The 24,669-nt window shown below is 65.1% G+C and carries 21 protein-coding genes and 1 pseudogene; 16 read left to right on the top strand and 6 right to left on the bottom strand.

Annotated elements, in window-relative coordinates; genetic code table 11:
- The 7 genes from QZM72_RS13890 to QZM72_RS13860 all read left to right on the top strand — a co-directional run bounded on the left by QZM72_RS13890 (position 1) and on the right by QZM72_RS13860 (position 8,296).
- Positions 1-1,383, top strand: a complete 1,383-nt coding sequence (locus QZM72_RS13890) for an MFS transporter (protein ID WP_089470065.1) — start codon at positions 1-3, stop codon at positions 1,381-1,383.
- Positions 1,373-2,290: a TauD/TfdA family dioxygenase gene (locus QZM72_RS13885; protein WP_089470064.1), complete on the top strand. Its 918-nt coding sequence runs from the start codon at positions 1,373-1,375 to the stop codon at positions 2,288-2,290. Before QZM72_RS13890 ends, QZM72_RS13885 begins: the two co-directional genes overlap by 11 nt.
- The gene (locus QZM72_RS13880) at positions 2,291-3,577 is read left to right on the top strand and encodes an aconitase X catalytic domain-containing protein (RefSeq protein ID WP_301738392.1); all 1,287 of its coding nucleotides are present in this window, start codon (positions 2,291-2,293) and stop codon (positions 3,575-3,577) included.
- Positions 3,574-4,029 carry a DUF126 domain-containing protein gene (locus tag QZM72_RS13875; RefSeq protein WP_089470062.1) on the top strand — a complete coding sequence of 152 codons (456 nt, stop codon included), beginning with the start codon at positions 3,574-3,576 and terminating at the stop codon, positions 4,027-4,029. Before QZM72_RS13880 ends, QZM72_RS13875 begins: the two co-directional genes overlap by 4 nt.
- A gap of 64 nt (positions 4,030-4,093) precedes the next feature.
- A complete protein-coding gene (locus tag QZM72_RS13870; RefSeq protein WP_089470061.1) occupies positions 4,094-5,395 on the top strand; it encodes an FAD-dependent oxidoreductase in 1,302 nt (433 codons plus the stop codon).
- Positions 5,396-5,555: 160 nt separating this feature from the next.
- The gene (locus QZM72_RS13865; protein WP_301738391.1) at positions 5,556-6,959 is read left to right on the top strand and encodes an MFS transporter; all 1,404 of its coding nucleotides are present in this window, start codon (positions 5,556-5,558) and stop codon (positions 6,957-6,959) included.
- 146 nt (positions 6,960-7,105) lie between these two features.
- Complete coding sequence (locus tag QZM72_RS13860) at positions 7,106-8,296, top strand: porin (RefSeq protein ID WP_301738390.1); 1,191 nt, start codon at positions 7,106-7,108, stop codon at positions 8,294-8,296.
- Positions 8,297-8,665: 369 nt separating this feature from the next.
- Here QZM72_RS13860 and QZM72_RS13855 read toward each other — a convergent pair whose 3' ends face one another.
- The 4 genes from QZM72_RS13855 to QZM72_RS13840 form a co-directional block, all read right to left on the bottom strand.
- Positions 8,666-10,552, bottom strand: coding sequence for a methyl-accepting chemotaxis protein (locus QZM72_RS13855; RefSeq protein ID WP_089470058.1), 1,887 nt, complete (start codon positions 10,550-10,552; stop codon positions 8,666-8,668).
- A gap of 859 nt (positions 10,553-11,411) precedes the next feature.
- On the bottom strand, positions 11,412-12,140 hold the full coding sequence (locus tag QZM72_RS13850) for an MmgE/PrpD family protein (RefSeq protein ID WP_301738389.1): 729 nt from the start codon (positions 12,138-12,140) through the stop codon (positions 11,412-11,414).
- Entirely contained in the window at positions 12,133-13,488 is a 1,356-nt protein-coding gene (locus QZM72_RS13845; RefSeq protein WP_301738445.1) for an MmgE/PrpD family protein, read from the bottom strand. Before QZM72_RS13845 ends, QZM72_RS13850 begins: the two co-directional genes overlap by 8 nt.
- Positions 13,485-14,897, bottom strand: a complete 1,413-nt coding sequence (locus QZM72_RS13840; protein ID WP_301738388.1) for an MFS transporter — start codon at positions 14,895-14,897, stop codon at positions 13,485-13,487. The genes QZM72_RS13845 and QZM72_RS13840 overlap by 4 nt, the downstream gene beginning before the upstream one ends.
- Before the next feature lie 207 nt (positions 14,898-15,104).
- Between QZM72_RS13840 and QZM72_RS13835 the strand changes: the two genes are divergently transcribed.
- From QZM72_RS13835 to QZM72_RS13795, 9 genes and pseudogenes are all read left to right on the top strand, one after another.
- On the top strand, positions 15,105-15,797 hold the full coding sequence (locus QZM72_RS13835) for a GntR family transcriptional regulator (RefSeq protein ID WP_089470054.1): 693 nt from the start codon (positions 15,105-15,107) through the stop codon (positions 15,795-15,797).
- A 2-nt stretch (positions 15,798-15,799) separates the two neighbouring features.
- Positions 15,800-15,910: pseudogene (locus QZM72_RS13830) on the top strand (IS3 family transposase); the annotation flags it as partial.
- 153 nt (positions 15,911-16,063) lie between these two features.
- Positions 16,064-16,321 (top strand): hypothetical protein, encoded by a 258-nt coding sequence (locus QZM72_RS13825; RefSeq protein ID WP_301738387.1) that lies wholly within the window; start codon positions 16,064-16,066, stop codon positions 16,319-16,321.
- 21 nt (positions 16,322-16,342) lie between these two features.
- Complete coding sequence (locus QZM72_RS13820; RefSeq protein ID WP_089470052.1) at positions 16,343-17,677, top strand: glutamine synthetase family protein; 1,335 nt, start codon at positions 16,343-16,345, stop codon at positions 17,675-17,677.
- A 10-nt stretch (positions 17,678-17,687) separates the two neighbouring features.
- On the top strand, positions 17,688-19,070 hold the full coding sequence (locus tag QZM72_RS13815) for an aspartate aminotransferase family protein (protein ID WP_089470051.1): 1,383 nt from the start codon (positions 17,688-17,690) through the stop codon (positions 19,068-19,070).
- Entirely contained in the window at positions 19,067-19,807 is a 741-nt protein-coding gene (locus QZM72_RS13810) for a GntR family transcriptional regulator (protein ID WP_089470050.1), read from the top strand. Before QZM72_RS13815 ends, QZM72_RS13810 begins: the two co-directional genes overlap by 4 nt.
- A gap of 286 nt (positions 19,808-20,093) precedes the next feature.
- On the top strand, positions 20,094-20,699 hold the full coding sequence (locus tag QZM72_RS13805) for a TetR/AcrR family transcriptional regulator (RefSeq protein ID WP_089470049.1): 606 nt from the start codon (positions 20,094-20,096) through the stop codon (positions 20,697-20,699).
- 2 nt (positions 20,700-20,701) lie between these two features.
- Positions 20,702-21,148 (top strand): DMT family transporter, encoded by a 447-nt coding sequence (locus tag QZM72_RS13800; protein WP_089470048.1) that lies wholly within the window; start codon positions 20,702-20,704, stop codon positions 21,146-21,148.
- Positions 21,148-22,038 carry an alpha/beta fold hydrolase gene (locus QZM72_RS13795; RefSeq protein WP_089470047.1) on the top strand — a complete coding sequence of 297 codons (891 nt, stop codon included), beginning with the start codon at positions 21,148-21,150 and terminating at the stop codon, positions 22,036-22,038. Before QZM72_RS13800 ends, QZM72_RS13795 begins: the two co-directional genes overlap by 1 nt.
- A 42-nt stretch (positions 22,039-22,080) precedes the next feature.
- On the opposite strand, the gene QZM72_RS13790 is transcribed toward QZM72_RS13795, so the two are convergent.
- Positions 22,081-23,268: a diguanylate cyclase gene (locus QZM72_RS13790; RefSeq protein ID WP_301738386.1), complete on the bottom strand. Its 1,188-nt coding sequence runs from the start codon at positions 23,266-23,268 to the stop codon at positions 22,081-22,083.
- A 480-nt stretch (positions 23,269-23,748) separates the two neighbouring features.
- On the bottom strand, positions 23,749-24,657 hold the full coding sequence (locus QZM72_RS13785) for a LysR family transcriptional regulator (RefSeq protein ID WP_089470045.1): 909 nt from the start codon (positions 24,655-24,657) through the stop codon (positions 23,749-23,751).
- Between the last annotated feature and the right edge of the window lie 12 nt (positions 24,658-24,669).

Genomic DNA, 24,669 nt, shown 5'->3' with positions numbered 1-24,669 from the left:
ATGGGCGACGAAACCGCAATCGACATCGGCACCGTGATCGAGCGGCGGCAGACCACCCGCTTCGGTGTGCTGCTGATCGTCGCGATGGGCGTGATGATGATGACCGAGGGCTACGACCTCGCCGCGATGGCGTTCGCGGCCCCGGCGCTCAGCCGCGCGTGGCACCTCGAACACGGCGTGCTCGGCCCGGTGTTCGGCGCATTCGTGTTCGGCACGATGATCGGCGCGTTCGTGCTCGGCTATCTGGGCGACGTGATCGGCCGCAAACGCATGATCGTGATCGGCAGCGTCGTGCTCGCGGGCTTCACGTTCGCCGCGTCGCGCGCAACCGGCCTCGAACAGCTGCTGGTACTGCGCTTTCTGGCGGGCATCGGCATCGGCGGCGTGGTGCCGAACGCGATCGCCTACACGACGGAGTTCGCGCCGAAACGCTGGCGCGCGACGTGGGTCACGCTGATGTACTCGGGCTATACGATCGGCAGCAGCGCGGGCGGCCTCGTGTCGGCGTGGCTTGTGCCGAAGTTCGGCTGGCAGGTGGTGTTCGTGATCGGCGGCATCGCGCCGCTCGTGTCGAGCGCGATGTTGTGGTTTGCGGTGCCGGAGTCGATCCGCTTCCTGACGCTCAAGGGCCGTCACGCCGAAGTCGCACGAATCGTCGCGCGGATCGCGCCGGGCGTCGTTGTCGCGCCGCATACCCGCTTCGTTATCGGCAGCGCTTCGCAGAACCTCGCACACGAGCGCCGCCGCGACGGCTCGCTGCGGCTGCTGTTCGCGGGCCGGCTGCGCGCGCTGACGCCGGTGCTGTGGGCCGTCTACATCGCGAACTCGATGGCGCTGTTCTTTCTCAGCAGCTGGCTGCCGGCGCTGATCGAAAGCGTCGGTCTCGCACCGCGCGACGCGGCGCTCGTCTCGACGATGTTCCAGGTCGGCGGCACGCTGGGCGGGCTCGCGCTGATGCGCTTCGTCGACACGCGCGGCGCCATCATCATCACCGTGCTGCCGCTCGTCGGCACGCCCCTCGTCGCGCTGCTCGGCACTGGACTGCCCGCGCCGATGCTGGTCGCGGCGGTGTTCCTGACCGGCTTCACGGTGGTCGGCACGCAGTTCGGCCTGAACGCGGTCGCGGCACTCGTCTATCCAACCGCGCTGCGCGCGAAAGGCACGGGGGCGGCGGTCGGTATCCAGAAGATCGGCGCGATCGCCGGGCCGGTGATCGGCGGGATGCTGATGGCCGCGCATCTGCCGGTCGAACGGATGTTCTTTCTCGGCGCGGTACCGGTCGCCTTCGTCGCGCTGCTCGCGTTCGCGCTCGGCCGCCTGCATCGCCGCGGCGACGATGCCGCGCCGGACAACGCTCAAACAGGAGCCGCCCATGTCGCTTGAAGTCGTTCCCATTGACGCCGCGCGCCCGGATTTCGTCGGCCTTGCCAGCGGCATCGATCTGACGGCGCCCGTTTCCGAACCGCTCGCGTGCGCGATCGACGCCGCGATGAACCGCTACGCGGTGCTGGTGTTCCGCGGCCAGCCGCTCACGCAGGACCAGCAGCTCGCGTTCGCGCGCGCGCTCGGGCCGCTCGATCTCGGTTTCAAGCGCGTGGCGCGTCCGCATGCGCGGCTCGCCTTCCAGGAACTCGCGGACATCTCGAACGTGGACGAGTCCGGACAGATCGCGGACCGCGCGCACCGGCGCATCGTCGGCAATCTCGCGAACCGGCTGTGGCACAGCGACAGTTCGTTCCAGCAGCCGGCGGCGCGCTATTCGATGCTGCATGCGGTGATCGTGCCGGAGTGGGGCGGCGAGACCGAGTTCGCGGACATGCGGGCCGCGTGGGATGCGCTCGATCCTCGCGATCGGCGCGAACTCGAAGGGCTCGAAGCGGAGCACTACGCGCTGCACTCGCGCTTCCTGCTCGGCGACACCGACTACAGCGACGAGCAGCGCAACGCGCTGCCACCGGTGCGCTGGCCGCTCGTGCGCGAGCACGCCGGGTCGGGGCGCCGGCATCTGTTCATCGGCGCGCACGCGACGCATGTCGTCGGCCGCACGCTGGCCGAAGGCCGCGTGCAACTGATGGAGCTGCTCGAGCATGCGACCGCGCGTCGCTTCGTGTATTCGCATCGCTGGCTGCCCGGCGACCTCGTGATCTGGGACAACCGCTGCACGCTGCACCGTGGCCGTCGTCACGATCTGTCGGTACGCCGCGAGCTGCGGCGTGCGACGACGGTCGACGTCGACCGGCACGCGGCGGCGCCGGCCGAGCCACTCCAACCTGCACTGGGAGCACGCTAAATGCAGTTGAACGACGACGAACGGGCAATGCTCGACGGCCGCGACGGTGCGGCCGTGCAGCGCGCGATGGATCTGCTGGTGCGCTACGGCGAAGCGCTCGGCGCGTCCCGCCTGGTGGATACGAACAACGTGTGCGGCACGGTCGGCGCGACGATGCCGTTCCTGCGCGATTACGCGGCGAAGCACGGCGGCCTCGACGCGGTGTTTTCCGAATTCAATCTCGACAGCCCCGAGGTGGTCGAGGTGCCGAAGGCGAAGGTCTTCAGCAGCCATCTGCAGCAGGGGCTCGACCCGCAGCATGCGCAGCGCCAGGGCGTCGACGGCGAGATCGTGAAGCTGTACCGCCAGGGCGAGGCGTTCACGGGACGGCTCGGCATTCAGCCGCTCAATACCTGTGCGCCGTACCTGATCGGCAACGTGCCGGCGCGCGGCGAGCATTGCGCGTGGATGGAGTCGTCGGCGGTCATCTACATCAACGCGGTGCTCGGCGCGCGCACCAATGCCGAAGGGCGCGAGAGCACCGGCGCCGCGATGCTGACCGGCAAGATTCCGTACTGGGGCCTGCACCTCGATGAAAACCGCGGCGGCACGCATCTGATCGAACTCGACGTCGAGGTCAAGACGGTGCAGGACTGGGGGCTGCTCGGCTACTACGTCGGCGAAGTCGTGCAGGACCGCATTCCGGTGATCGACGGGCTGCGCGACGTGCCGAACCTGCCGAAGCTCAAGCACTTCGGCGCGGCCGCGGCTTCGTCGGGCGGCGTCGAGATGTACCACGTCGTCGGCCAGACGCCGGAAGCGCGCACGCGCGACGAAGCGTTTCGCGGCCGCAAGCCGCTCGAGACGATCCGCTACGGCGCGGCCGAGCGGCGCATCGCGTACGAGCGCGTCAACACCACCGCGAAAGATGCCCAGGTCGACTTCGTGATGCTCGGCTGTCCGCACTATTCGATCGAACAGATCTGGGAGGTCTGCCAGTTGCTCGAAGGCCGCCGGATCGGCGCGAATACCGAACTGTGGATCTTCACCGCGCGCGCGACCCGCCAGCTCGCGGACCAGGCCGGCTATACGAAGCTGATCGAGGACGCGGGCGGCGTGCTGATGACCGACACGTGCTCGGCGATCGGCCGCGTGATGCCCAAGGGTACGCGCGTCGTCGCGCTCGACTCGGCGAAGCAGGCGCACTACCTGCCGGCGATCATGGGCGTGCAGGCGTGGTTCGGCACCACGGCCGACTGTATCGAGGCGGCGGTGAGCGGCCGCTGGCGCGGAGGGCTGGCCGCATGAGCACGAATCGCGACATGACGGGCAACGCCGGCACGCCGATCGTGCTGCGCGGGCGCAAGGTGGTCGGCGGCTGTGTCGAGGGCGAGGCGCTCGTCACGCGCGATCGCATCTCCGGCTGGGGCGGCATCGATCCGCGCACCGGCACGATCATCGAGACGCGTCACGAACTGCGCGGCCAGAGCTTCGCGAACAAGGTGCTGGTGTTTCCCGGTGCGAAGGGTTCGTCGGGATGGTCCAGCCAGTTCCATATCGCGCGGATCGCCGGCACCGCGCCGGCCGCGATGCTGTTCAACGAAATGACGACCAAGATCGCGCTCGGCGCGGTGGTGAGCCACGCGCCGTCGCTGACCGGTTTCGACGTCGATCCGCTCGACGTGATCGAAACGGGCGACTGGGTTCGCGTCGATGCCGAGCGCGGCGTCGTCGAAGTGCTCAAGCGCAGCCGCACCTGATTCCGGCGCGCGGCCTCGGCCGCGCCGCCGCCATGGCTTTTCAAGGTTTCAAGGAGAACATGTTTTGAAGACTGGTACTCGTATCGTCCGCCGCGACGGCCGGCCGACGGGCTGGACACTCGACGCCGACGTGTGCATCGTCGGCGCGGGCATCGCCGGCACCTCGGCTGCGCTCGAAGCGGCCGCGCTGGGCCGCAAGGTCGTGCTGGTGGACAGCCTGCCCGCGCTCGGCGGCCAGGCCGTCAACTCGATCATCGGCACGTTCTGCGGGCTGTTCTCGAACGGGCCGAAGCGCTTCCAGGTGACGCACGGGATCGCGGACGGCATCCTGCGCGATCTCGGCGAGAAAGGCGCGCTGCACTACAAGGAAGGGCCGCTGACGACCGTCGTGCTGTACGACGAAGTCGCGCTCGCGCGCTGGATCGAGCAGAAGATTCTCGACGCAGGCATCACCGTCGTGCTCGGGGCCGTGTTGCGCGACGTGGTGCGCGAAGGACGGCGCGTGCGCGAGCTCGACGTCGCGACGCGCTACGGCGACGTGCGCGTCGCGGCCGACGGCTTCGTCGACGCGAGCGGCGATGCCGCGCTCACGTGGCTGGCCGGGTTCGACTGCCAGGAGCCCGAAACGCCGATTCGCGGCACGCAGATGATCGTGCTCGAGAACCTCGACGAGACCGACCTGCCGACGCCGCCCGCGTTTCGCGAGCGCGTCGAGGAAAAGGCGCACGCGTATGGGCTGGAGCGCAAGGACGGCCTCGTGTTCTATTTCCGCGGCCGCAACATCGGCATTGCCAACATGACGCACATCGAGACGCCGCTCGAACCGATGGCGGCGTCGCGCACCGCGCTCGCCGGCCGCGAACAGGCGGACCGCGCGTTCGAGTTCCTGCGCGCCGAGTATCCGCACATTTATCGCAACGCGCACATCCGCAGCTACGGGCTGCCCGGCATCCGGCAGACGCGCTGGATCGTCGGGGCCCAGCAGTTGCGCTCGGAAGACGTGATCGCCGCCAGGAAGTTTCCGGACGCGGTCGCCCGCACGTCGTGGCCGATCGAATTGCACGATCGCGACGACGGCTATGAATGGAAGCCGTTCGGCGACGACCATCTGCATACCGTGCCGTTCGGCAGCCTCGTCGTGAAGGACGCGGACAACCTGATCGCGGTCGGCCGCTGCATCGACGCGGACGCGACCGCGCTGTCGAGCGTGCGGGTGATGGGGCCGTGCATCGCGATGGGCGCGGCTGCGGCGCACGCGTTCGATCTCGCGGATGGCGGCAGCGTCCACGACATCGATCGCGGCCTGCTGCGCGAGCGGCTCGCCGACAACGTCGATCGAATCGATCCACCGCATCTGCAGGACTGACGCAACACCCGCCGGCGGCACGGCAAGACCAAAGAGGTGCATCGGGCGCGCCGCAAGCACGCTCGCGAACAGCACCCACTGCCGCGCCGGCCAGAGACATGACGGAACGCGCGACGCGCCGGGATCTGCCGGGGCTCACGCGGCACCTGAGGAGGAGACGATGATTCAACCCTTGCCCGATGCGCGCACGGTGGACGTGTCGCGCCTGATCGACGAACAGAGGATCGGTCGCTTCGCGATCCTGCTGATCGCGTCGACATGGCTCGTGATGCTGACCGACGGCTACGAGCTCAGTGCGCTGGCGTTCGCCGCACCTTCGCTGATTCGCGCATGGCACATCGAGCGCAGCGTGCTCGGCCCGGTGTTCGGCGCGAACATCTTCGGCATCATGATCGGCTCGATCCTGTTCGGCTATATCGGCGACCGGATCGGCCGCAAGCGCGCGATCCTGTCCGGTGCGTGCTGGTACGGGCTCGTCACGCTCGCGACCGCCTGGGCGTCGACGGTCGACCACCTGCTGTGGCTGCGCTTCGCCGCGGGTATCGGCATCGGCGGCGCGGTGCCGAACGCGTTCGTGCTCGTGTCTGAATTCGCACCGAAGCGGCTGCGAGCCACCTGGGTCACGCTGATGTTTACCGGCTATACGCTCGGGGCGGGCTTCGGCGGCGGCGTCGCCGTGTGGCTCGTGCCGCACTTCGGCTGGCCCGCGGTATTCGTGGTCGGCGGGCTCGCGCCGCTCGTGGTGGCCGCCGCGCTGTCGTTCGTGATGCCGGAGTCCCTGCGCTATCAGGTGCTCAAGGGTTGGCCCCGCGACGGTATCGCGGCGACCGCCGCGCGCGTGCGGCCCGAACTCCCGTTCCCGCCGGATGCGCGCTTCGTCGTGACCGACGAGCCCCGGGTCGCGAAGTTCTCGCCGCGCATGCTGTTCGCCGGCCGTTTGCGCTACGTGACGACCGCTCTGTGGCTCGCGTACATCGCGAATTCGATGGCGCTGTTCTTCCTGCAAAACTGGTTGCCGGTGCTGATCGAGGCGACCGGCGTGGCCGCGCATCGCGCCGCGCTGATGACGACGCTGTTCTCGATCGGCGGCACGCTCGGCGGCCTCGTGCTAATGCGCTTCATCGATCGTCATGGCGTGCGGCTCGTCACCTGTTTGCCGCTCGTCGGCTTTCCGCTCGTCGCGGCGCTCGGCATGAACCTCCAGACGGCCTGGCTGACGGCTGCCGTGTTCGGCGTCGGTTTTTGCGTCGCCGGCACGCAGGCTGGTCTCAATGCCGTCGCATCGATCGTCTATCCCACCAGCTTCCGCTCGAAAGGCACCGGCACCGCGATCGGCGTGGCGAAGATCGGCTCGATCTCGGGCCCGATGATCGGCGGGATGCTGCTCGCCGGACATCTGCCGGTGCGCGAGCTGTTCCAGGTCGCGGCGCTGCCGGTCGTTGCCGTCGCGGCGCTGATGTTCGTGCTCGGTCGCATGTACCGGCCCGGCGACACGCACGCCGACGGGCTCGCGGAGTGCGATCCCGCGGGCGCCGAACCGCCGCTGCCCGCGGCGGAGCGCTAGGAACGGCAGCCGGGCCCGCCGGCTGGGCGCGGCGCGTGGTCGAGCGTGATCGCTAGAGCGATGCATGCGGCGCATTCGCGCCCCGACGCTCGTTTCCGCCGCCGTTGATCCGCATCCCCTCATTGCATCGAAACCGGAGAAGCACAATGAAAACGGCAGTCTGCACTGCTGCGGTGGCTTGCGTCCTCGCGGCGCCGCTCACGGTCCGCGCGCAAAGCTCGGTCACGCTGTACGGCATCATCGATACGGGCATCGCGTGGACGAATACGGTCGCATCGTCGATCAGAGCGCAGGGCGCGTCGCGCTGGTCGATGGCGACCGGGTGGGGCAGCGGCGACCGCGTCGGCTTCCTCGGACGCGAGGAACTCGGCGGCGGCCTGTCCGCGGTGTTCCGGCTCGAAGCGGGTTTCAGCGGATTGAACGGCACGTCGTCGCAGGGCGGCCGGCTGTTCGGGCGGCAGGCGTACGTCGGCCTGTCGAGCACGCAGTATGGCAAGCTGACGCTCGGCCGCCAGTACGACTATACGTTCGACTACGTCGCACCGCTGATGGCGTGGCTTCAGTTCGGCAGCATCTACGGCGCGCACATCGGGGACGTGGACGACAGCTTCCAGACGTTTCGCCTGAACAACAGCGTCAAATACGAGGTGAGTCCGCTCGCGGGATTGAAGCTCGGCGCGCTCTATGCATTCAGCAACCAGGGCGGCGGCGTCGGCCAGGGTTTCGCCAACAACCGCGCGTACGGCTTCGGGCTCGACTACGTGCGCGGGCCGATGCACGTGGTCGCGAGCTACCTGCAACTGAACAACCCGTCGGCGGGGATCGCGGCGTCGGGCAATAATCCGAACGGCGCGATCGGCGACGAGTACAGCGGCTCGACCAGCATCTTCTATAACGCGGGTTTCGTCGAGCGTCAGCGCATCTCGGCACTGGGCGGCGGCTACTCGTTCGGCGCGGCAGCGGTGAACGTGGTCGTCACCGACACGCGGCTCGACTATCGCGGCGGCCACAGCCTGCGCGTCGACAACTACGAGATCAACGGGCGCTACCACTTCACACCGGCGCTGATCGGCGGCGTCGGCTACATCTTCACGGATGGCCACGGGTACGCCGGCAGCGGCGCGACGTCGTTCGCGACCGGCGACCGGCCGAGATGGCATCAGGTGGATGCGGGCGTCACCTATCTGCTGTCGAAGCGCACGGATCTGCACATGTCGATGGTCTATCAGCGGCGGGCCGGCGATGCGAGCACCGTCGCGATCAACTTCTTCGGCCCGGCGGGGGCGGGGCGCAGCAGTCAGATCGCGGTGCTGGCGGGGCTGCGACATCGCTTCTAGCGTACGAACGGCGCGCAGCGGGCCCGCGCGCGTTGCCGAACGGGACAGCATCGTCACGACGAGCCGCGCAACGCGGCGGTCACACCAATTGAAAGTCCACGGCGGAAGATGCGCTGCGCGCCTTGAAGAGTCGCGTCGGGCGTAATAGGAGGGAGGAACTCCTATTACGGGTCGAGACGGGTCGTCAGGGGGTAACGGCCGTGCGAGCCTGCGACGAATCCGAGAAGGGCAGGAATCGCGATCCCGTGGAGCTTCAACCGTTTAAGTAAGGCGGCGGTTTCATTCGACATGACCGGCCGCCCGGAAAATGCTCTAGCCGGAAGGAACCGGAGGTCTTGCTCACGATGGTGCGCGGCTCTGCTGCGAGCCCTACAGCTTGAAAAAGCGAACGGTAGAATTGAGTTCGTGACCCTGCGACTTGAGCGAATCCGAAGCGGCGGCTATTTCTTCGACAAGTGCGGCATTCTGCTGGGTCGATTGGTCCATCAAGGCGACCGCCTGATTCACCTCATCGATCGAACGACTCTGTTCGCGAGCCGACGTGGCAATCTTGTCCGTGATCGTCGCGACATGCGAAATGGCCGTGGCCAACTCGGCAATGGTCTTTCCGGCGAGGTTCACCTGTTCGGCACCCGCCTCGACATTCGCGACAGATGACTCCAGCAAGCCCTTGATCTCCTTGGCTGCGGTCGTTGAGCGTTGGGCAAGGTTTCGCACCTCGGCGGCGACGACGGCAAAGCCGCGTCCGCTTTCGCCCGCACGTGCTGATTCAACCGCTGCGTTCAAAGCGAGGATGTTCGTCTGGAATGCGATGCCTTCGATCATGCCGACGATCCCTACGATCTTGCTGGATTGCTCGACCGCGACGTTCATCGTGTTCGCGGCCTTCAAAACCGCTTCATTCCCGCGATGGGCTGTCTCGACTGCGCCGCTCGCCACGCTATTGGCGCTCGTTGCCTGTTCGGCCGCGCCGCGTACGGTTCTCGCAAGCTCCTCCATACTCGCAGCCGTCTGCTGTAGCGAAGCCGCCTGCTGCTCGGTCCTTGATGACAGGTCCAGATTCCCTGACGATACTTCCCCCGCCGCGAGCTCGAGGTGGCCGCTGGTGCTCGCGACATTCTGCATGACGCCGTGGAGCTTCGCGACAAAGGCATTGAAGTGACGCGCCAGAAGGCCAACTTCGTCTTTGCTATCGAGCGGCAGCCTCCGGGTCAGATCACCGTCGCCGGCAGCAATCTCATGCATGGAAATAGCGAGGCTGCGGATTGGGCCTGTCATCTTTCGCCCGAGCAGGATCGTCATGCCAAGCCCTGCGGCCAGCACGAAAAGGCCCGTCGCGATGAGCGTCAAAGTCAGCCTGTTGGAGGCCGCCATCATTTCCGGCCTAGGCACCAAGGCGAAATATTTCCAGCCGTTCCTTCGCGACGTATAGATGAAGGATTCGTATGAAACGCCGTCCATCCGTACAGTGGTCAGCCCGTCTGGCGACGCGGCCAGTTGCGTGTAGCCGCCGCCAAGGCTTTTCAGATCCTTGAACTCGTGTTCCTTGGCCTTTGGGTCGATCAGGATCTTTCCGTTGTTGTCTGCGACGAGCAGGTAACCTGTCTCGCCAAACTTGATACCGCTGGTGAGGCGAGCGAAGTCGGCAAGCGAGATGTCGCCCTCGAGCACGCCGAGGATTTCTCCCTTGCTGTCTTTCACGACTCGAGCAAACGAAATGATCGCACCGCCGGAACCCGCCGCGCTCAGATATGGAGCAGGGCGCACGACGCGATCGGGCGCCGTCAACGCTAACTGATACCACGGCCTCACGCGAGGATCGTAGTGGTCGCCATTCATGCTCTCGATGGGCCATTGGACGTAGCCACCCCAGCGAGTGCCTATATCGAGGTATCGCATGTTCGGGTGACTGTCGCCAAACTGCTTCAGCAGAGTGAAAATAGTTTTCTCAGTTTCACCGTTAGCATCCGGCGTCATCTGGCCACCATGAGTCAGATAGTCGGTGATGCTCTGATCAGCCGCTCTTAGTTGCGTTGTCTGTACAAGGTAGCTGATGTTTTGCTCGACCTCGCGAAAATTGGTGTCGAGCGATTCATCGGCCTGAAGAATGCGCTCATGGCTGGATCGCTCGAACTGGTCGACGGCCTGCTGTCGCACACTGCGCGCGCCGACCGCGGTTAGAAGGAGAACCGCAACCGCGAGTGCAGCACCGGCCACAGCGCTGAACTTGAATGCGATCGAACTCGTAAGCTTCACAAATGCCCCCTGAGCAGAATCTGAACTTGAACCGTAATGTCTTGCGGCGCGCAACGAACGCAGAGCGGATGGTTATTAATGGTTGTCGGCTTCTTTTCCGGTGGCTTGAGCAGTATCGGTGCAGAACTTCGACGTATTTCTGCGCCAGGCACGGGCGCCGTGTTGGTGTTTGAAAGATTGAGGACGGTTTGCGGGGATGAAGTACGTCTCTCTCGACACAAACACGCATTTCAAAAAGCGCTTGAGCTATATCCGGATCCCGCCCGACGCGTTCGGTCCCATGCGCGCGCAGCTTTAGACGGCTGGCATCAACCGCGGTGTGCCGTTCCCCGATCTCGACGGGGTGGCAGGCCGGATCGCCGACGCAATCCTCTACCCCGACGATCAACCGACGCCAGGCGCCGGCAACCTTTGAGGAACCCGATCGGCTGTTTCTCATCAGGTGGGTGATTTGTCAGCTTCCCCCGTTTTCGGGGGCACTGCCGTCTCAGGAAGCGACGCTAATCCAATGTCGTACCCGGCGCCTCTGCGTTGGAGGCCTCCCCGGAGCCCCTGACGGATATCCGCATTGCTGCCATGACCGCTGCGAACCAGGTCGGCGGGATCGCACTCGATCCCCCGGTGTTTGATGTGCAACAGCGCAAGCTCGAGGGCGGCTTGCCGCCGGAATCTGCATGCAATACGTCAGCGGTAGTGATACGAAGGCACGAGATCTTGCACGTGAGGCGAGCCGTTGCGATCGGCTCGACGAATAAAATGGCTGGCCGATGACTTGGCCAGCAAAAGGGTTCTGGCGATCCGAGGTTGATGTTTGCCAGAACCCAGGCACTGTGCAGAACAGCGAAGCCCAGATGTCGATCTAGCGCGCCGATACCCATCGTCGACCGATCATGTCGACGATGGACGCCGCGTCGAAGCGATACGCCATCAGCGCAGCCAAACCGCGCCGTCCGTCGATGGACGCCGGAGCGCTCGTGAAGCCGTGCTTCGCGATCAGTGCGGCCTCGATCGCGTCTGCGACGGCCTTGCCGGTTTCGAGCGCGCCCATGTCGTGCGTCACGTTATGAGCGAGGCCTGCGGCCTGGGTGGCTGCGATGCCCAACGCATGGCGTGCGCACGTTTCGTCGAGCCGGTACAGGCGTGCCGCGGCGAGTACAGCACCCAATACACCAATCGCCGATGTCACGTTCCAGCGCGCGCGGAACGCATCGCTGTCCACCGCGCCGAGCAGCCGAGCCGCGGCTTCGATGCCGACGGCCGCGGCTTGCGCCATCTCGAGCTCGGGTGTGTCGAGTGCATCGCCGATGGTCATGACGGCGGCGAGCACAGCCACGTTGTGCGTGGCGTCGACTTGCGCCAGCACGGCGCCCATCGTCCATGCGCGTACCCGTAGATCGCTGGCGGAACTGCCTTGCGACTGCAGCAGTGCCCCCAGTGGGGCCGCGATGGCGTCGTCAACGTGTGCGCGCGCCTCGGCGAGACGCGCGCGTGCGTGGTCGACGGCAGTGGCGGACGTCGCGTCGAGCGGGCCGCAGGCCAAGGTGGTCAGTGCTTCGGAGACGGTGGAATGTTGAGCAGTTTCATGCATGGTTCAGTTCCTTGTTCGGCGCGCACAGCGCAAACAGCGTGTCGAGCGACGGTGCGGAGTCGATCGCTTCGACAGTCGCGGCAAGGCTGGCCGCGCTGCCCTTGCCGAGTACGGGGTCGACCAACAGGCGGACTTTTTCCATCAGTTCTTCGTCGGTGAGCGGACGAGCGAGGCTGCCGCGCGCGTGTTCCACATGATGTTCGAGCACCGCGCCGTTCGTGAGCGTCGCGCGGATGAACACTTCGTCGCGATTGACCGTCGGGTCCGGTACGAGCCTCGTCAGCGCGCGAATGCGCTGCACGTCGTCCTTGACGACGCGTGCATCTTCGTACTGTGCGAGGCCCACGCGCCTGTCGCACAGCGCCGCCGCCACGCCGTGAATCGCGCTGAAACGAGCCTGCAGGCCATCCTTCGGTTGCGGATTGCCCATCAGTTCGGGGACGAGCGGATGACATCGCAGTGCTATCGACTCGAGAGCGCCGACGTCTGCCACGTGTGGTGCGATGGCAAGGCCGGCGTCGATGGCCGGATGCGCGACGATGCCGCACGGGTAGGGCTTGTACGTGTTGAAGCGTAGCTCCCAGCGCTCACCGAACGCGTCGTTCATCTGCCCGAAGTCAACGCGCGTCGACATTGAATGCGCATATCCTCCGCGTGCTTCGAAGATATCGCTGCTGGCCTGCAGGCCGGCCTGCGCGAGACGGGCTGCGGCGACGCCGTTGGCCGCGGCCTTGCCCGCGTGATACGGCTTGGTCATCGTGCCGAATGCCTCGCGCTGGCCGACGAACATGGAAGCGGCAATCGCCACCGCTTGCGCGAGCCGAGTTTCGTCGAGTCCGAGCAGCAACGCGGCGGTCGTCGCGCAGCCGATCACGCCGCAAGTGCCGGTGATGTGCCAGCCGCGGTCGTAATGTTCCGGCGAGATCGATACGCCCACGCGCAACTGCGCTTCACAGCCGAGCGCGAATGCGGTGAGGGCGGTGCGCCCCGTAGGTTTCGTCTCGGGCGCGAGTGCGGTGATGACAGCCAGAATCGATGCGGCCGGGTGGATGACCGTTGCCAGATGGGTATCGTCGAAATCGTCCAGATGCCCGGCAAAGCCCGTAGCCAGCGCGGAAAAATGCACGTCCACGCGCTCGCTGCGGCCCGGCACCGGCGCGCACGCGGCGACGCCGAGTTCCCGAGCGGCGGCAAGAATCGCGTCGACGCCGGGATGGCCCGACGCACCGATCGCCGTGCCGATCACATTGATAAGCGAGCGTTGCGCTTCGCGCGCGACGGTAGCGGACAGCGGACGCTGCGCGAGGGCATACAAGCCATGCGCGAATGCGGCGGCAATCGAACTCATTGAGACAGCTCCTCTAAACGGATGCCGTTGGTGCGCGGCCCGAGGGCGCTCACCATCACGACGATGACCAACATGGCCGACGAAATCAGCACGAACACGGCAGGCACGCCCGAATGCTTGAGGAGCGCCGCCACCCAAAACCCGACAAAGATCGAACTCAGCCGGCTCCAGCAAAATACGAAACCGACCGCGCGCGCTCGTATGCGGGTCGGGTAGAGCTCTGCTTGGTAGGTATGAAAGATCCCGATCAGCCAGTTATTGGCGATCGTCACGGCCGCGCCGCACATCAGGATCGGCCCGGGCCCGCGCGCCATGCCGAACAGGACGCCTGCCACGGCGACGACGGCCGCGCAGCCCACCAGTTGCCATTTGCGCTGCACGCGCTCGGCGAAACACATCGCCCCGATCGCGCCGAGCGGTGTGGCGAAGGCGATCACCATGGTGTAGAGCAGCGAGTGTGTGAGCGTGATGCCCTTCGTAAACAACAGCACCGGCACCCACGCGCCGAAGCCGTACACGCCGAATGTCTGGAAGAAGTTGAAGCACGAGAGCATGATCGTGCGCGGCAGATAGCGACCTTTCCACATTTCGAGCCACGAGCCGGTGCCTTCTTCGGAGGCGAGCGGCACGTCGAGAGCGGGGGCGTCCAGCCGCTGCCCCGTTTCCGCGATGACCTGCCGCTCGATCTCGTCGACGATGGCGCGCGCTTCGGCTTGACGGCCCTTGCTTTCCAGCCAGCGCGGCGATTCAGGCAGTCTGCGCAGAATGAACCAGATCAGGACGGCGCCCGCCGAGCCGATGATCATCACCCACCGCCAGCCGTCCAGACCGAGGATCGTGTACGGCACGAGCAGATACGACAGCACGGCTACCGTCGGCACGGACGTTAGGATGACGAGAATACTGAACGCCGAATAGCGACCACGTGTGTGATTGGGTGTCAGCTCGGAAATGTAAGTGTCGACAGTGATGAGCTGCACGCCGATGCCGACGCCCGCCAGGAAGCGCCACGCATCCATGCCAAGCGCCGACGTCTGGAAAGCCGCCGCAAAGGTGGCGATCGAGTAGGTCACCATCGCCGCGGCAAACACCGCGCGGCGCCCGAAGCGGTCCGTGAATCCGCCTAGCGCGACGGTACCGACGAACATGCCGGCGAAGAACGATCCGAGGAAGCTCGCGAAGCCATTGACGTCGAACATGCTCGCCGTGGTGGCGCGATAGAGGCCACTGTGGATGAGCCCGAGCGAAATATAGGCAGCCATGAACATTTCGTAAAACTCAAACCAGCCGCCGATGGCGATGCGCGCGACCAGGCCACGAAAGTAGCGGGTCGGCGGGAGTCGATCGAGTCGGGCGGATACGCTCGCTTCGACCGTACTTGCGATGGCGACATCTTTCTCCAGATACATGACAGTCTCCAATGTTGATTTATGTGGCCCTTATTTATCTGTCGACACTTTGGCAAGATTAAGCGAATCAATGGGATTTTTCAAAGTATTTTTCTTTAAAGTGGATACACTTTGGGGTGGTAACGTGCCTGCCTCGTCCGATCGCCTCTTGGTAGAATCAGCGCACCGGTGCAAAAGGCGCCTTGTCGGATGAGGGAAGGAAGCGGAATGAATGAAAGCGACGTCGTGCTGGCGGACACCGAAGACCCCGCGGAGGCCGGCGGCGAGAGTTCGCGGGTGGCGGAAATCGTCGACTGGGTGGCGCGAAGCATCATCGAAGGCCGGTTGCAGCCGGGCGACGACCTGAATTCGGTCGAGCTTGCCCGACGTTTCGGTGTCAGCCGGACGCCGGTGCGCGAAGCATTGTTTGTGCTGCATCGCGAGCGCATGGTCGACTGGTCGCCACGGCGGCGCCCGCGCGTGGCGGCGATGAGCCTGAAGGACGTTCGCGAGGTTTACCATCTGCGCGCGCTGCTCTATGCAGAGATGTCGCTGGCGATCGTCGAGCATGCGACGGAAGACGACATCGCGTCGCTCTGGAGAGCCTATGGGGCGCTGGCTCAGGCCGCCAGCCAAGGCGATGTCGACGCTTACTTCTGGGCCAACGTCGCGTTTCGTGACGAGGAGTTGCGTGTGAGCCGCAATGCAATCTTCAAGGAAGTGCTCGACTCCATGCGTATGCGGACCAATCGGATGCGGCATCTGAGCACGTCGTTGCCAGGTCGGATGCAACGCTCGTGCGCAGATCACCTGCGGCTGTGCGAAGCGTATGCGGAACGAGACGGCACGCTTGCTGCGGCGCTCAATCGTTCTATCGTGATAGGTGCGTTGAAATCCATCGAGAATATCTGGGTCGCCTGATCATCGAAGCTCTCCACTCGTATATCCGCTGGTACGAGGCAATCCGGATCAAGGTCTCGCCCGGCTCCCTCAGCCCACTTGAATACCGGAAGCGTGTTGGAATCGTGGCATAACCGGCCCCGGATTTTGGCCGCTCTCCTTCACGGCGCCGGCGGCAAGCTGCACCTCGATGCGCCCCGGACGCGTTGCCATCGCCGCCCTTTGGCGGTCGCGTAATCCAGATCGACGGAATGATCGGCACGGAAATGGCGGCCGAGACGTAGAGGATGTCGTTCAAGCTCATCGATCGAAAGCCAGCCCATCCCGACTCGTCTCACCACCGCACACGCTCGGCCATTCTCGATGCCGTCACGGCAGCGTGCTGCCCGTTCGGGTCGAAGCCATTCGATGGCATGGGGATGCTCATGGACCTGCGACCGGCAGTGTTGGCGCTGTCGCGAATGGCCCATCGTCCACCTGGTTATATTTGTGATCACAAAGCAAAATATTTTTGCGGTAGCATACGTAAAACCCTATTTTTGTGATCACATCGTGAGTGACATGCCATGAATGACGCTTTGAGCGAGTTCCTGACCCGGCACCGCATCCGCGAGGTGGAGTGTGTCATCCCCGACATGACGGGCATCGCGCGCGGCAAGATCCTTCCGCGCGATCTGTTCATGGCGTCGGGAGAGATGCGCATTCCCAAGAGCGTGCTGCTCAACACCGTGAACGGGCAACAGCCGGACAACAGCCCCTTCGTGGGCGATACCGACCCAGACATGGTCTGCAAGCCCGACGCCGCCACCGTGCGCATCGTGCCGTGGGCGGCTGAACCGGTGGCCGTGGTCATCCACGACTGCCTGGAATGGGACGGCCAGCCGGTGCAACTCTCGCCCCGCGCGGTGCTCCGCCGCGTGCTGGCGCTGTACGAAGCACGCGGTTGGCAGCCCATCGTGGCGCCCGAGATGGAGTTCTATCTGGTGGCACGCAATCAGAACCCGCACGAGCCGCTGCAGCCGCCGCTGGGGCGCACCGGAAAGCCCGAGGTGGGGCGGCAGAGCTACTCCATCGACGCGGTGAACGACTTCGATCCGTTCTTCATGGAACTCTCCGCCTTCTGCGACCAGCACCAGCTGGGCGTGGAAACGCTGATCCACGAGGCTGGCCCGGGGCAGATGGAGATCAACTTCAGCCACGGCGACCCGCTCGACCTGGCCGACCGCGTTTTCCTGTTCAAGCGCACGGTGCGCGAGACGGCGCTGCGCCACGGCGTCTTTGCCACGTTCATGGCCAAACCCATGGAGGGTGAACCCGGCAGCGCCATGCACATTCATCAGAGCATCAACGACGGCGAAGGCCGCAATATCTTCAGTAATACCGACGGCACGGCCAGCGAACACTTTCACCACTTCATCGGCGGACTGCAAACCTATATCCCGCAGGTGATGCCCATGCTGGCGCCCTACGTCAATTCATACCGGCGGCTGGCGCCGTACATGTCGGCGCCCATCAACGTGCGCTGGGGGCAGGACAACCGCACCTGCGGTATCCGCGTCCCCAAGTCCGGCCCCGGGGCCCGCCGGGTCGAAAACCGCGTGCCCGGCGTCGACGCCAATCCCTATCTGGCCATGGCCGCCACGCTGGCCTGCGGCTACATCGGCATGCGCGACCGGCTGCCCCCCAGCGAGCCCACCGACGGCAGCGCGTGGAACGTCGCCCACGAACTGCCGCGCCATCTCGAAAACGCGATCGAGGCCATGCGCGCCTGCGATGCCATGAAGGAGGTACTGGGCGAAACTTTCGTCGATGCCTTCTGCGCGGTGAAGGAACTGGAATTTTCCACCTACAACCGTGTGATCAGTTCGTGGGAACGAGAGCACCTGTTACTGCTGGTTTGAGGAGTCCGTAATGAACCACACCCTTCCACATACCGGCATCGGGCGCGAACGCGTACAGGCCTTGCTCGCGCGTGAACGCGCCGAATACGCGCAACGCAACCCGAAGTCGCAAGCGATGTCCACACGCGCCGCGCCGCAGCTGATGTTCGGCGTGCCGCTGCACTGGATGAACGACTGGTCCACGCCTTTCGCGCTGCACGTGGCGCAGGCCCAGGGCGCGCAACTCACCGACGTGGACGGCCACACGCTGGCCGACTTCTGCCTGGGCGACACCGGCGCCATGTTCGGCCATTCGCCCGCCGTCGTGACCGAGGCACTGGCGACCCAGGCACGGCACGGCCTGACCACCATGCTCCCCAACGAGGACGCATCCGTCGTGGGTGAGTTGCTGGCTCGGCGTTTCGGCCTGCCGAAATGGCAGTTCGCCATGACGGCCAGCGATGCCAACCGTTTCTTGCTGCGCTGGGTGCGTGCCGCCACCGGGCGGCGTACCTTGCTGGTGTTCAACGGCTGCTATCACGGCACGGTCGATGACGTCTTCGTCGACCTGGTGGACGGCCAACCCACGCAACGTGCCAGCCTGCTGGGCCAGGTACACGATCTCACCGCCACCACGCGCGTGGTGGAATTCAACGACCTGGCCGCACTGGAAGCCGCGCTGGCCCCGGGCGACGTGGCCTGCGTTCTGGCCGAGCCGGTGATGACCAACATCGGCATGGTGCTGCCCGAACCGGGCTACTGGGCGCGGGCGCAAGACATCATCCGCCGCCACGGCAGCCTGCTGATACTGGACGAGACGCACACGCTCAGCAGCGGCCCCGGCGGCTATGCGCGCGCTCACGGCCTGCAGCCCGATGCCGTGGTGGTGGGCAAGGCACTGGGCGGCGGCATGCCATGCGCGGCCTATGGTTTCAGCGCCGTGCTGGCCGAGCGCGCCGAGGCCGCCAAGCGCACGGCACCGCCGGGCCACTCGGGCATCGGCACCACGCTTACCGCCAACCTGCTGGCCATGGCGGCGATGCGCGCCACGCTCACTCACCTGATGACGCCCCAGGTCTTCGCCCCCATGCACGCGCTGGCCGAGCAACTGGCCGCCGGGCTGCGCACGATCTTGGCCCGCCACGGCCTGCCGTGGTGCGTCACCCAGGTGGGCGCCCGGGTGGAGTTCCAGTTCTGCCCGCAGCCGCCGCGCAACGGCAGCGAGGCCGAGGCGGTCATGGATGCCGAACTGGAGCACGCGCTGCATCTGGCCTTGCTGAACCGCGGCGTGCTGATCACGCCTTTTCACAATATGATGCTCGTTTGCCCTGACACGACTCCGATGCACGTGCAGCGCCTGCTCACCGCATTCGATACCGTGCTGGCTTCGCTCACCGCCGCTACCGATTCATGAGTAACGACATCGAACCCACCACCACGCAGCAGGACACGATCTACGCCACGTTGCGGCAATGGGTCACCGTAGGCCGCTTCCTTCCCGGCGAGCGCTTGAAGATCCGCAACGTGGCAGCCGAGATGGGGGTGGGGCAGATGCCGGTGCGCGCCGCGCTACAGCGTCTGGCCGCCGAAGGCGCGCTGGTGAACGTGCCCAACGCCGGAATGATCGTCCCCAGGCTGACGATGCCCGAATTCGACGATCTGCTGCAAATGCGCATGCTGCTCGAGGGCGAGGCCGCCGAGCGCGGTTGCCTGAGACTGGAGCCGGCCGAACTCGCCACGCTGCGCAAGCTTTGCCAGCGCATGGCGAAGGCGTTGAAGAACCCCGCGAATCGGCCGGCTCGCGCCCGAGCGCCCGCGGGAGACAAGCAAACGCTGCGGCAGCCCGCCGTTTCCTTGAAGGCCGACCAAGCCACCGATTACCTGGCCGCCAACGAAGACTTCCATGTCCTGCTCTACAAGGCGGCCGGCTCGCCGTTGCTGTTCGAGCTGATCGATACGCTGTGGCTGAAGGCCGGCCCAATCTCGAACCGTCTCTTCGACACGGCCGAAGCCTCCGCCGTGTTGAACGACGCCCACGAAGACCTGATGGATGCGCTGGACAGGCGGGATGCCGCCGCGGCGCGACGCGCGGTGGAGCGCGACATCTTCGTGGCGGGACAGTTTCTGAGGTCAACGCTAAAACGCGATTGAGCGCAGGCGCGACTCGACCGTCGCGCCGTCGCGCAGCTAGCGCCGACCTGTCCCGTCTCGTCCTCGAGCGTCATGAACGGCATACCGTTCGCGGTTCCCGGCCTGTGCCGTACCGTGACCACTCCTCACGCGCGCAAGTTGGACGCTGTGCAACGTCGCCCGTTGCCCGGCCGGCCTCCGAGGCCGCGGCCGGTTCGCGCGCGTGCGGACGTCGCCCCGATTCTGGTCGCTTGACGAAAAAGTGGATCATTTATAGAATGATCACTTCCTAAATGGAGTGATCAAAATGGTTCAGCCAGTCGCAGGCCGCTCCCGGGGCCGACCCAGAACCTTCGACGAGCAGCGGGTTCTCAGTCGCGCCATTGCCTTCTTTAGCGCGTCGGGGTATTCGGCCGCCGGGATCAGCGATCTGTCCAGGGCGACCGGTTTAACTACCGGTAGCCTCTACAAGGCCTATTCCGATAAAGAAGGCATCTTCGCCAAAGCACTCGAGTGTTATATCGCCCGACGCGAGGCGGAGGTGGCCGCCATACTGGCTGATGCGGAGAGCGGGCGCGCCGCTATCGCGGCATTGCTTGGCCTTTATGCCCGGCTTAGTCAGGGCAAAGAGGGCAAACTCGGCTGTCTGTTGGTGGCAGGGATTACAGAGTTACCCCAGTTTTCCCGCGTGGGCGTTGTGATGCGTGACCAGCTTGCGCGGCGTCGCGATCTGCTGATCGGACTGGTCGGCCAGGGGCAAGACGACGGCTCGATCACGACCACGGCTGCCCCGGCGACGGTGGCCGATCTGTTGCTTGCGCTGCTGCAGGGAATGCGCGTGCTCGGGAAAGCCGAATCGTTCAGTGAAGATACGGACGCGTTCGTTGCGCTTGCACTCAAAGTCCTGGAATAACCATGAACGGCTCCATTTTTTGGGCTCTCATCGGCGGGACCATGTTGCCATTGCAGGCGGTGATCAATGGGCGACTTGCGCGCCCGTTGGGATCGCCTCTTTGGGCAGCCGCCGCATCCGGCGCAGTCACAACGGTCGCGCTGGTCGTGATCGGTTTGGCGACCACTGGCGGTTTGCCGCGCGGCGAGGGCGGCGTCGATCTGCCGGTCTGGTCATGGAGCGGCGGCCTGTGCGGCGCGCTCGCACTGACAGCAATGACCGCCGCCGCGCCGCGACTCGGCGCTGCGACCATGATTTCGATGGTCATCACCGGGCAGGCGCTATTTTCCGTCGTGATCGATCAGTATGGGTTGTTCGGATCGGCCTCCCATCCCCTCACCGCACGGCGAGTCATCGCGGTCTTTCTGCTGATTGCGGGTGCCGTGCTTTTTTCGAAGAGGAATCCTTGATGATACATGGCGAGATGCCGGCGGCGCCCGCCGGCTTTGAACATCGTTTCGCGACGGCGAAAGGCTTGCGTTTTCACTATGTCGATGGCGGTGCGGGTGCCGCACGCACCATCGTCCTGCTCGCGGGCTTTCCCGAGAGCTGGTATGCGTGGCGCAAAGTGATGCCGTTACTGGCTAGCCGCTTTCGCGTCGTCGCCATCGATCTGCCAGGCCAGGGCGATAGCGATCGGCCGATGGATGGTTACGACACGCAAACGGTCGCGCAGCGCGTGCACGACCTCGTAAGCCATCTCGGACTCAAACGATACAGTCTCGCCGCCCACGACGTCGGCGCGTGGGTGGCATTTCCGTATGCGCATCTGTTCGGCGAGGAGGTTGACGCACTGGCATTGCTGGATGCGGGCATTCCAGGCATTACCTTGCCGGACATGCTGCCGTCTTCGTCCGACCGGTCGTGGAAGACCTGGCACTTTTCCTTTCATGCCGTTCCGGACCTTCCCGAGATTCTTCTCGAAGGTCGTGAACGGGCCTATCTGGAATGGTTTTTCTGGAGCAAGACGGCCAACCCGGCGTGCTATGGCGAGGACGAGATAGCCGAGTATTTGAGGATCTACCGCGCGCCTGGGGGCATGCGTGCAGGCCTCGCGTTCTATCGCGCCGCGGCGCTTTCGGTCGAGCAGAACCGGGCGCTGTCGCACGAGCGGAAGCTGACGATGCCGTTGCTCGGCCTCAGCGCGGATCAGGGATCGATCCCGGACATGGCAGCCGCGCTTCGCCCGTTTGCAAACAACGTCACGGGCGAGATCGTCGCGAATTGCGGACACTTTCAGCCGGAGGAGCAGCCCGAAGCCGTGTCGGAGGCGTTGGTGCGGTTCTTCGCTTCGCCGTGAGTTCGGTCGATCCAATGGATACGCGGCAACCGCTCCATTCTTTCAAAATACCGCCGCATGTCCGGTGTGCTCGCCCGTTGCGTGGACGAGCCGATTGCCGCCGAGCGATTTTGCTCGATACAGTGCCTGGTCGGCAACCGAGAGCAAGTGGGTAAGCGAGGCCGTCTCATGATCCGATTCGGCCAGGCCGATGCTGACGGTCGCGCGGATGCGATTGCCGTCAGCGCCATGCGATATCGCCGCAAACCGGTTTGCGACGGTCTCGGCCACCGCGCTTGCGCGGTGGGCGTCGTAACCTGGCAGCAGCGCAGCGAATTCTTCGCCGCCGATGCGCGCGAGAACCACGCTCGTCTCGGTGTCGACAACGGATCGGACCGTATCCGCGAATGACTTCAATACGTCGTCGCCGGTTTTGTGCCCGAAGCGATCGTTGATTCTCTTGAATTGATCGAGATCAAATGCAAGGAGAGTGGTCGGTAGCCGACGTATCCCGTGCTCGTTGATCACCCGCTCCCCCTCTTCAAAGAACAGCCGGCGATTCCCCAGGCGAGTCAAGTAATCGGTACGGGACTCCTGCAAGAGTTCGCCATGAATTTCTTCCCGCGTCAGGCGGAGCAACGTCATCGGCAAAATAACGGAATAAAGGACGCCCTCGTACATGGTGATTTTGCTGGCAATCGATTGTGCGCCCGCTCCACAGGCCGAGACCAGCCATGGCAGAGCGAATGCTCTGGCGGCATAGAACAGTGCGTGGATCCCCGTGACCGCCACTGCGACGCGTCGGGATTGAACCGCTGGAATGCCGTCGCGTCGCGTGAGTTCGAAGGCCGTCATGGCGGAGACGAGCGCGATCGGGATGGCGCTGACATAGAGCCATATGACCGTCTGGGAGGACGCTGTAGAGGCCGCCCATGTAAGCCCCATCAAGAGAAGCAAACCCATTGAGCTTCCGACATACCGTCGGCCATTGAACATTGCCACGGCGTGCAGAACCAGGAGATAGCCACCCAGAATCACGAGGTTGCTCACGGCGGCGCCAGCGGCGCCCAGCAATTCGCGCCGAAATGCCGCCAGCGCGCAGCCGCTTCCGAGTGCCGCATATCCAATCGCCAGCATGCGCAGTTCGTCGCCGCGCTTGGGATGGGAAATATGCTCCCAGTACGTCATGGCGGAACTGGCAAGCAACGTTCCGATCGCCAGGAGGTAAAGGGTAGCTAGATCGACTGTCATTGCCGACGCCAAGGCGGGTCCCCGCCACGACGAGGAAAGGTTGAGGGAATACCGGGATAACGGCAGATGCGTCGAATTCTTGAAAAAAGTCCGGGCGGACCGCCGGCGGCATGAACCCGTGTTTCCGACAGAGGCGGCCAGGCATCGCGAGCAGCGATGGCGGGGCGACGATCAATGCCACGTTGCGAATGGGTGGCCGCGCCTCGATGTTGCAAGCGCCGCGGTTTCGAGGTGTTCCGGAAAAGGGGCCATGTCCGCCATGAAGACGCCAACGATCGAGGCACTTCCGGCAGCCGCCTGCTTCGTCGACGTGTGCCTGACGTTATGCTTTCCTACGCGAAGCATTTCGCGAACGCGGCGGCTGCTCGATCTGCCGGAACGGAACACTTCGCAGCGGAATCGGCGGTCTTCATGAAACCGTCTCCCAACCCGGACGCGCGTCGCGGGCGGCAGCAGGCGCACGAGCCAGGCCGGCCCTCGCTAACGAAACGCCCGCATCTGCCCCGTCATCATCTGCAGCATCTTGTTGGCCGCCACCGACAGCTTGCGGCCCACGCGCGTGACCATGTGCGCCTCGGCGTTCTCGAGGATCGGATGCGCGATCTCGATTGCGAACAACTCCTTGGCCTGCAGTTCGGCCGTTACCGCGAAGGCCGGCATCACCGCGATGCCGAGCCCGGACTTCACGAACTCCTTGAGGATCGCGAATGAATTGGTGGTGACGCTCGGGGCGAGCCGCACGCGCTCGGCGTATTCCACGGCCTCCATCATCTGCCGCGTGCCGTAGGACGGGTGGGTGGCCGCCAGCGGGTAGGTGGCGAGCTGCTGCACCGTCAGCACCTTGTGGCTGCGGCGCGGGAAGTCCGGGCCGACGATCGCCATCATCGGCTGCCGCTTCGACGCGCGCGACACCAGCTTGGGCTCGGCGGGCGGGTTGTAGACCAGGCCGATCTCGCCCTCGTCGTTCGAGATCTTGCGGATCACGTCGTTGGTGCTGCCCACGTCGAGGTTGACGCGGATCCCGGGGAACTGCCGGCAGAACTGTTGCATCGGCCCGGCCAGCAGGTCCGAGACGAAGCCCTCGCCGAGCACCAGGCTGACCTCGCCGGTCTTGAGCCCGCGCAGTTCCTGCAGGCGCGAGATGAGGTCGTCGCGGTGCGCGAGCTGCTCGCGGAAATACTCGATCACGCAGCGTCCCGCCTCGGTGGGCGTCACGCCGCGCGCGTGGCGCTCCACCAGGGTGGCGTCGAGCTCCTTCTCCAGCAGCCCGATCTGGCGGCTCACGGCCGACGGCGCCACGTCGAGCCAGTCGGCCGCGGCGCGAATCGTGCCGCAACGCACGGCCTCGTAGAAATAGACGATCCGGCTGTCGGTCAGGGTATCGCTCATGATCCGGGTGTT

Source organism: Burkholderia sp. AU45388, from assembly GCF_030481585.1.
GTDB classification, from domain to species: domain Bacteria; phylum Pseudomonadota; class Gammaproteobacteria; order Burkholderiales; family Burkholderiaceae; genus Burkholderia; species Burkholderia sola.
Note: the sequence above shows the minus strand (reverse complement) of the source record. Positions and strands in the feature narration are given on the sequence as shown.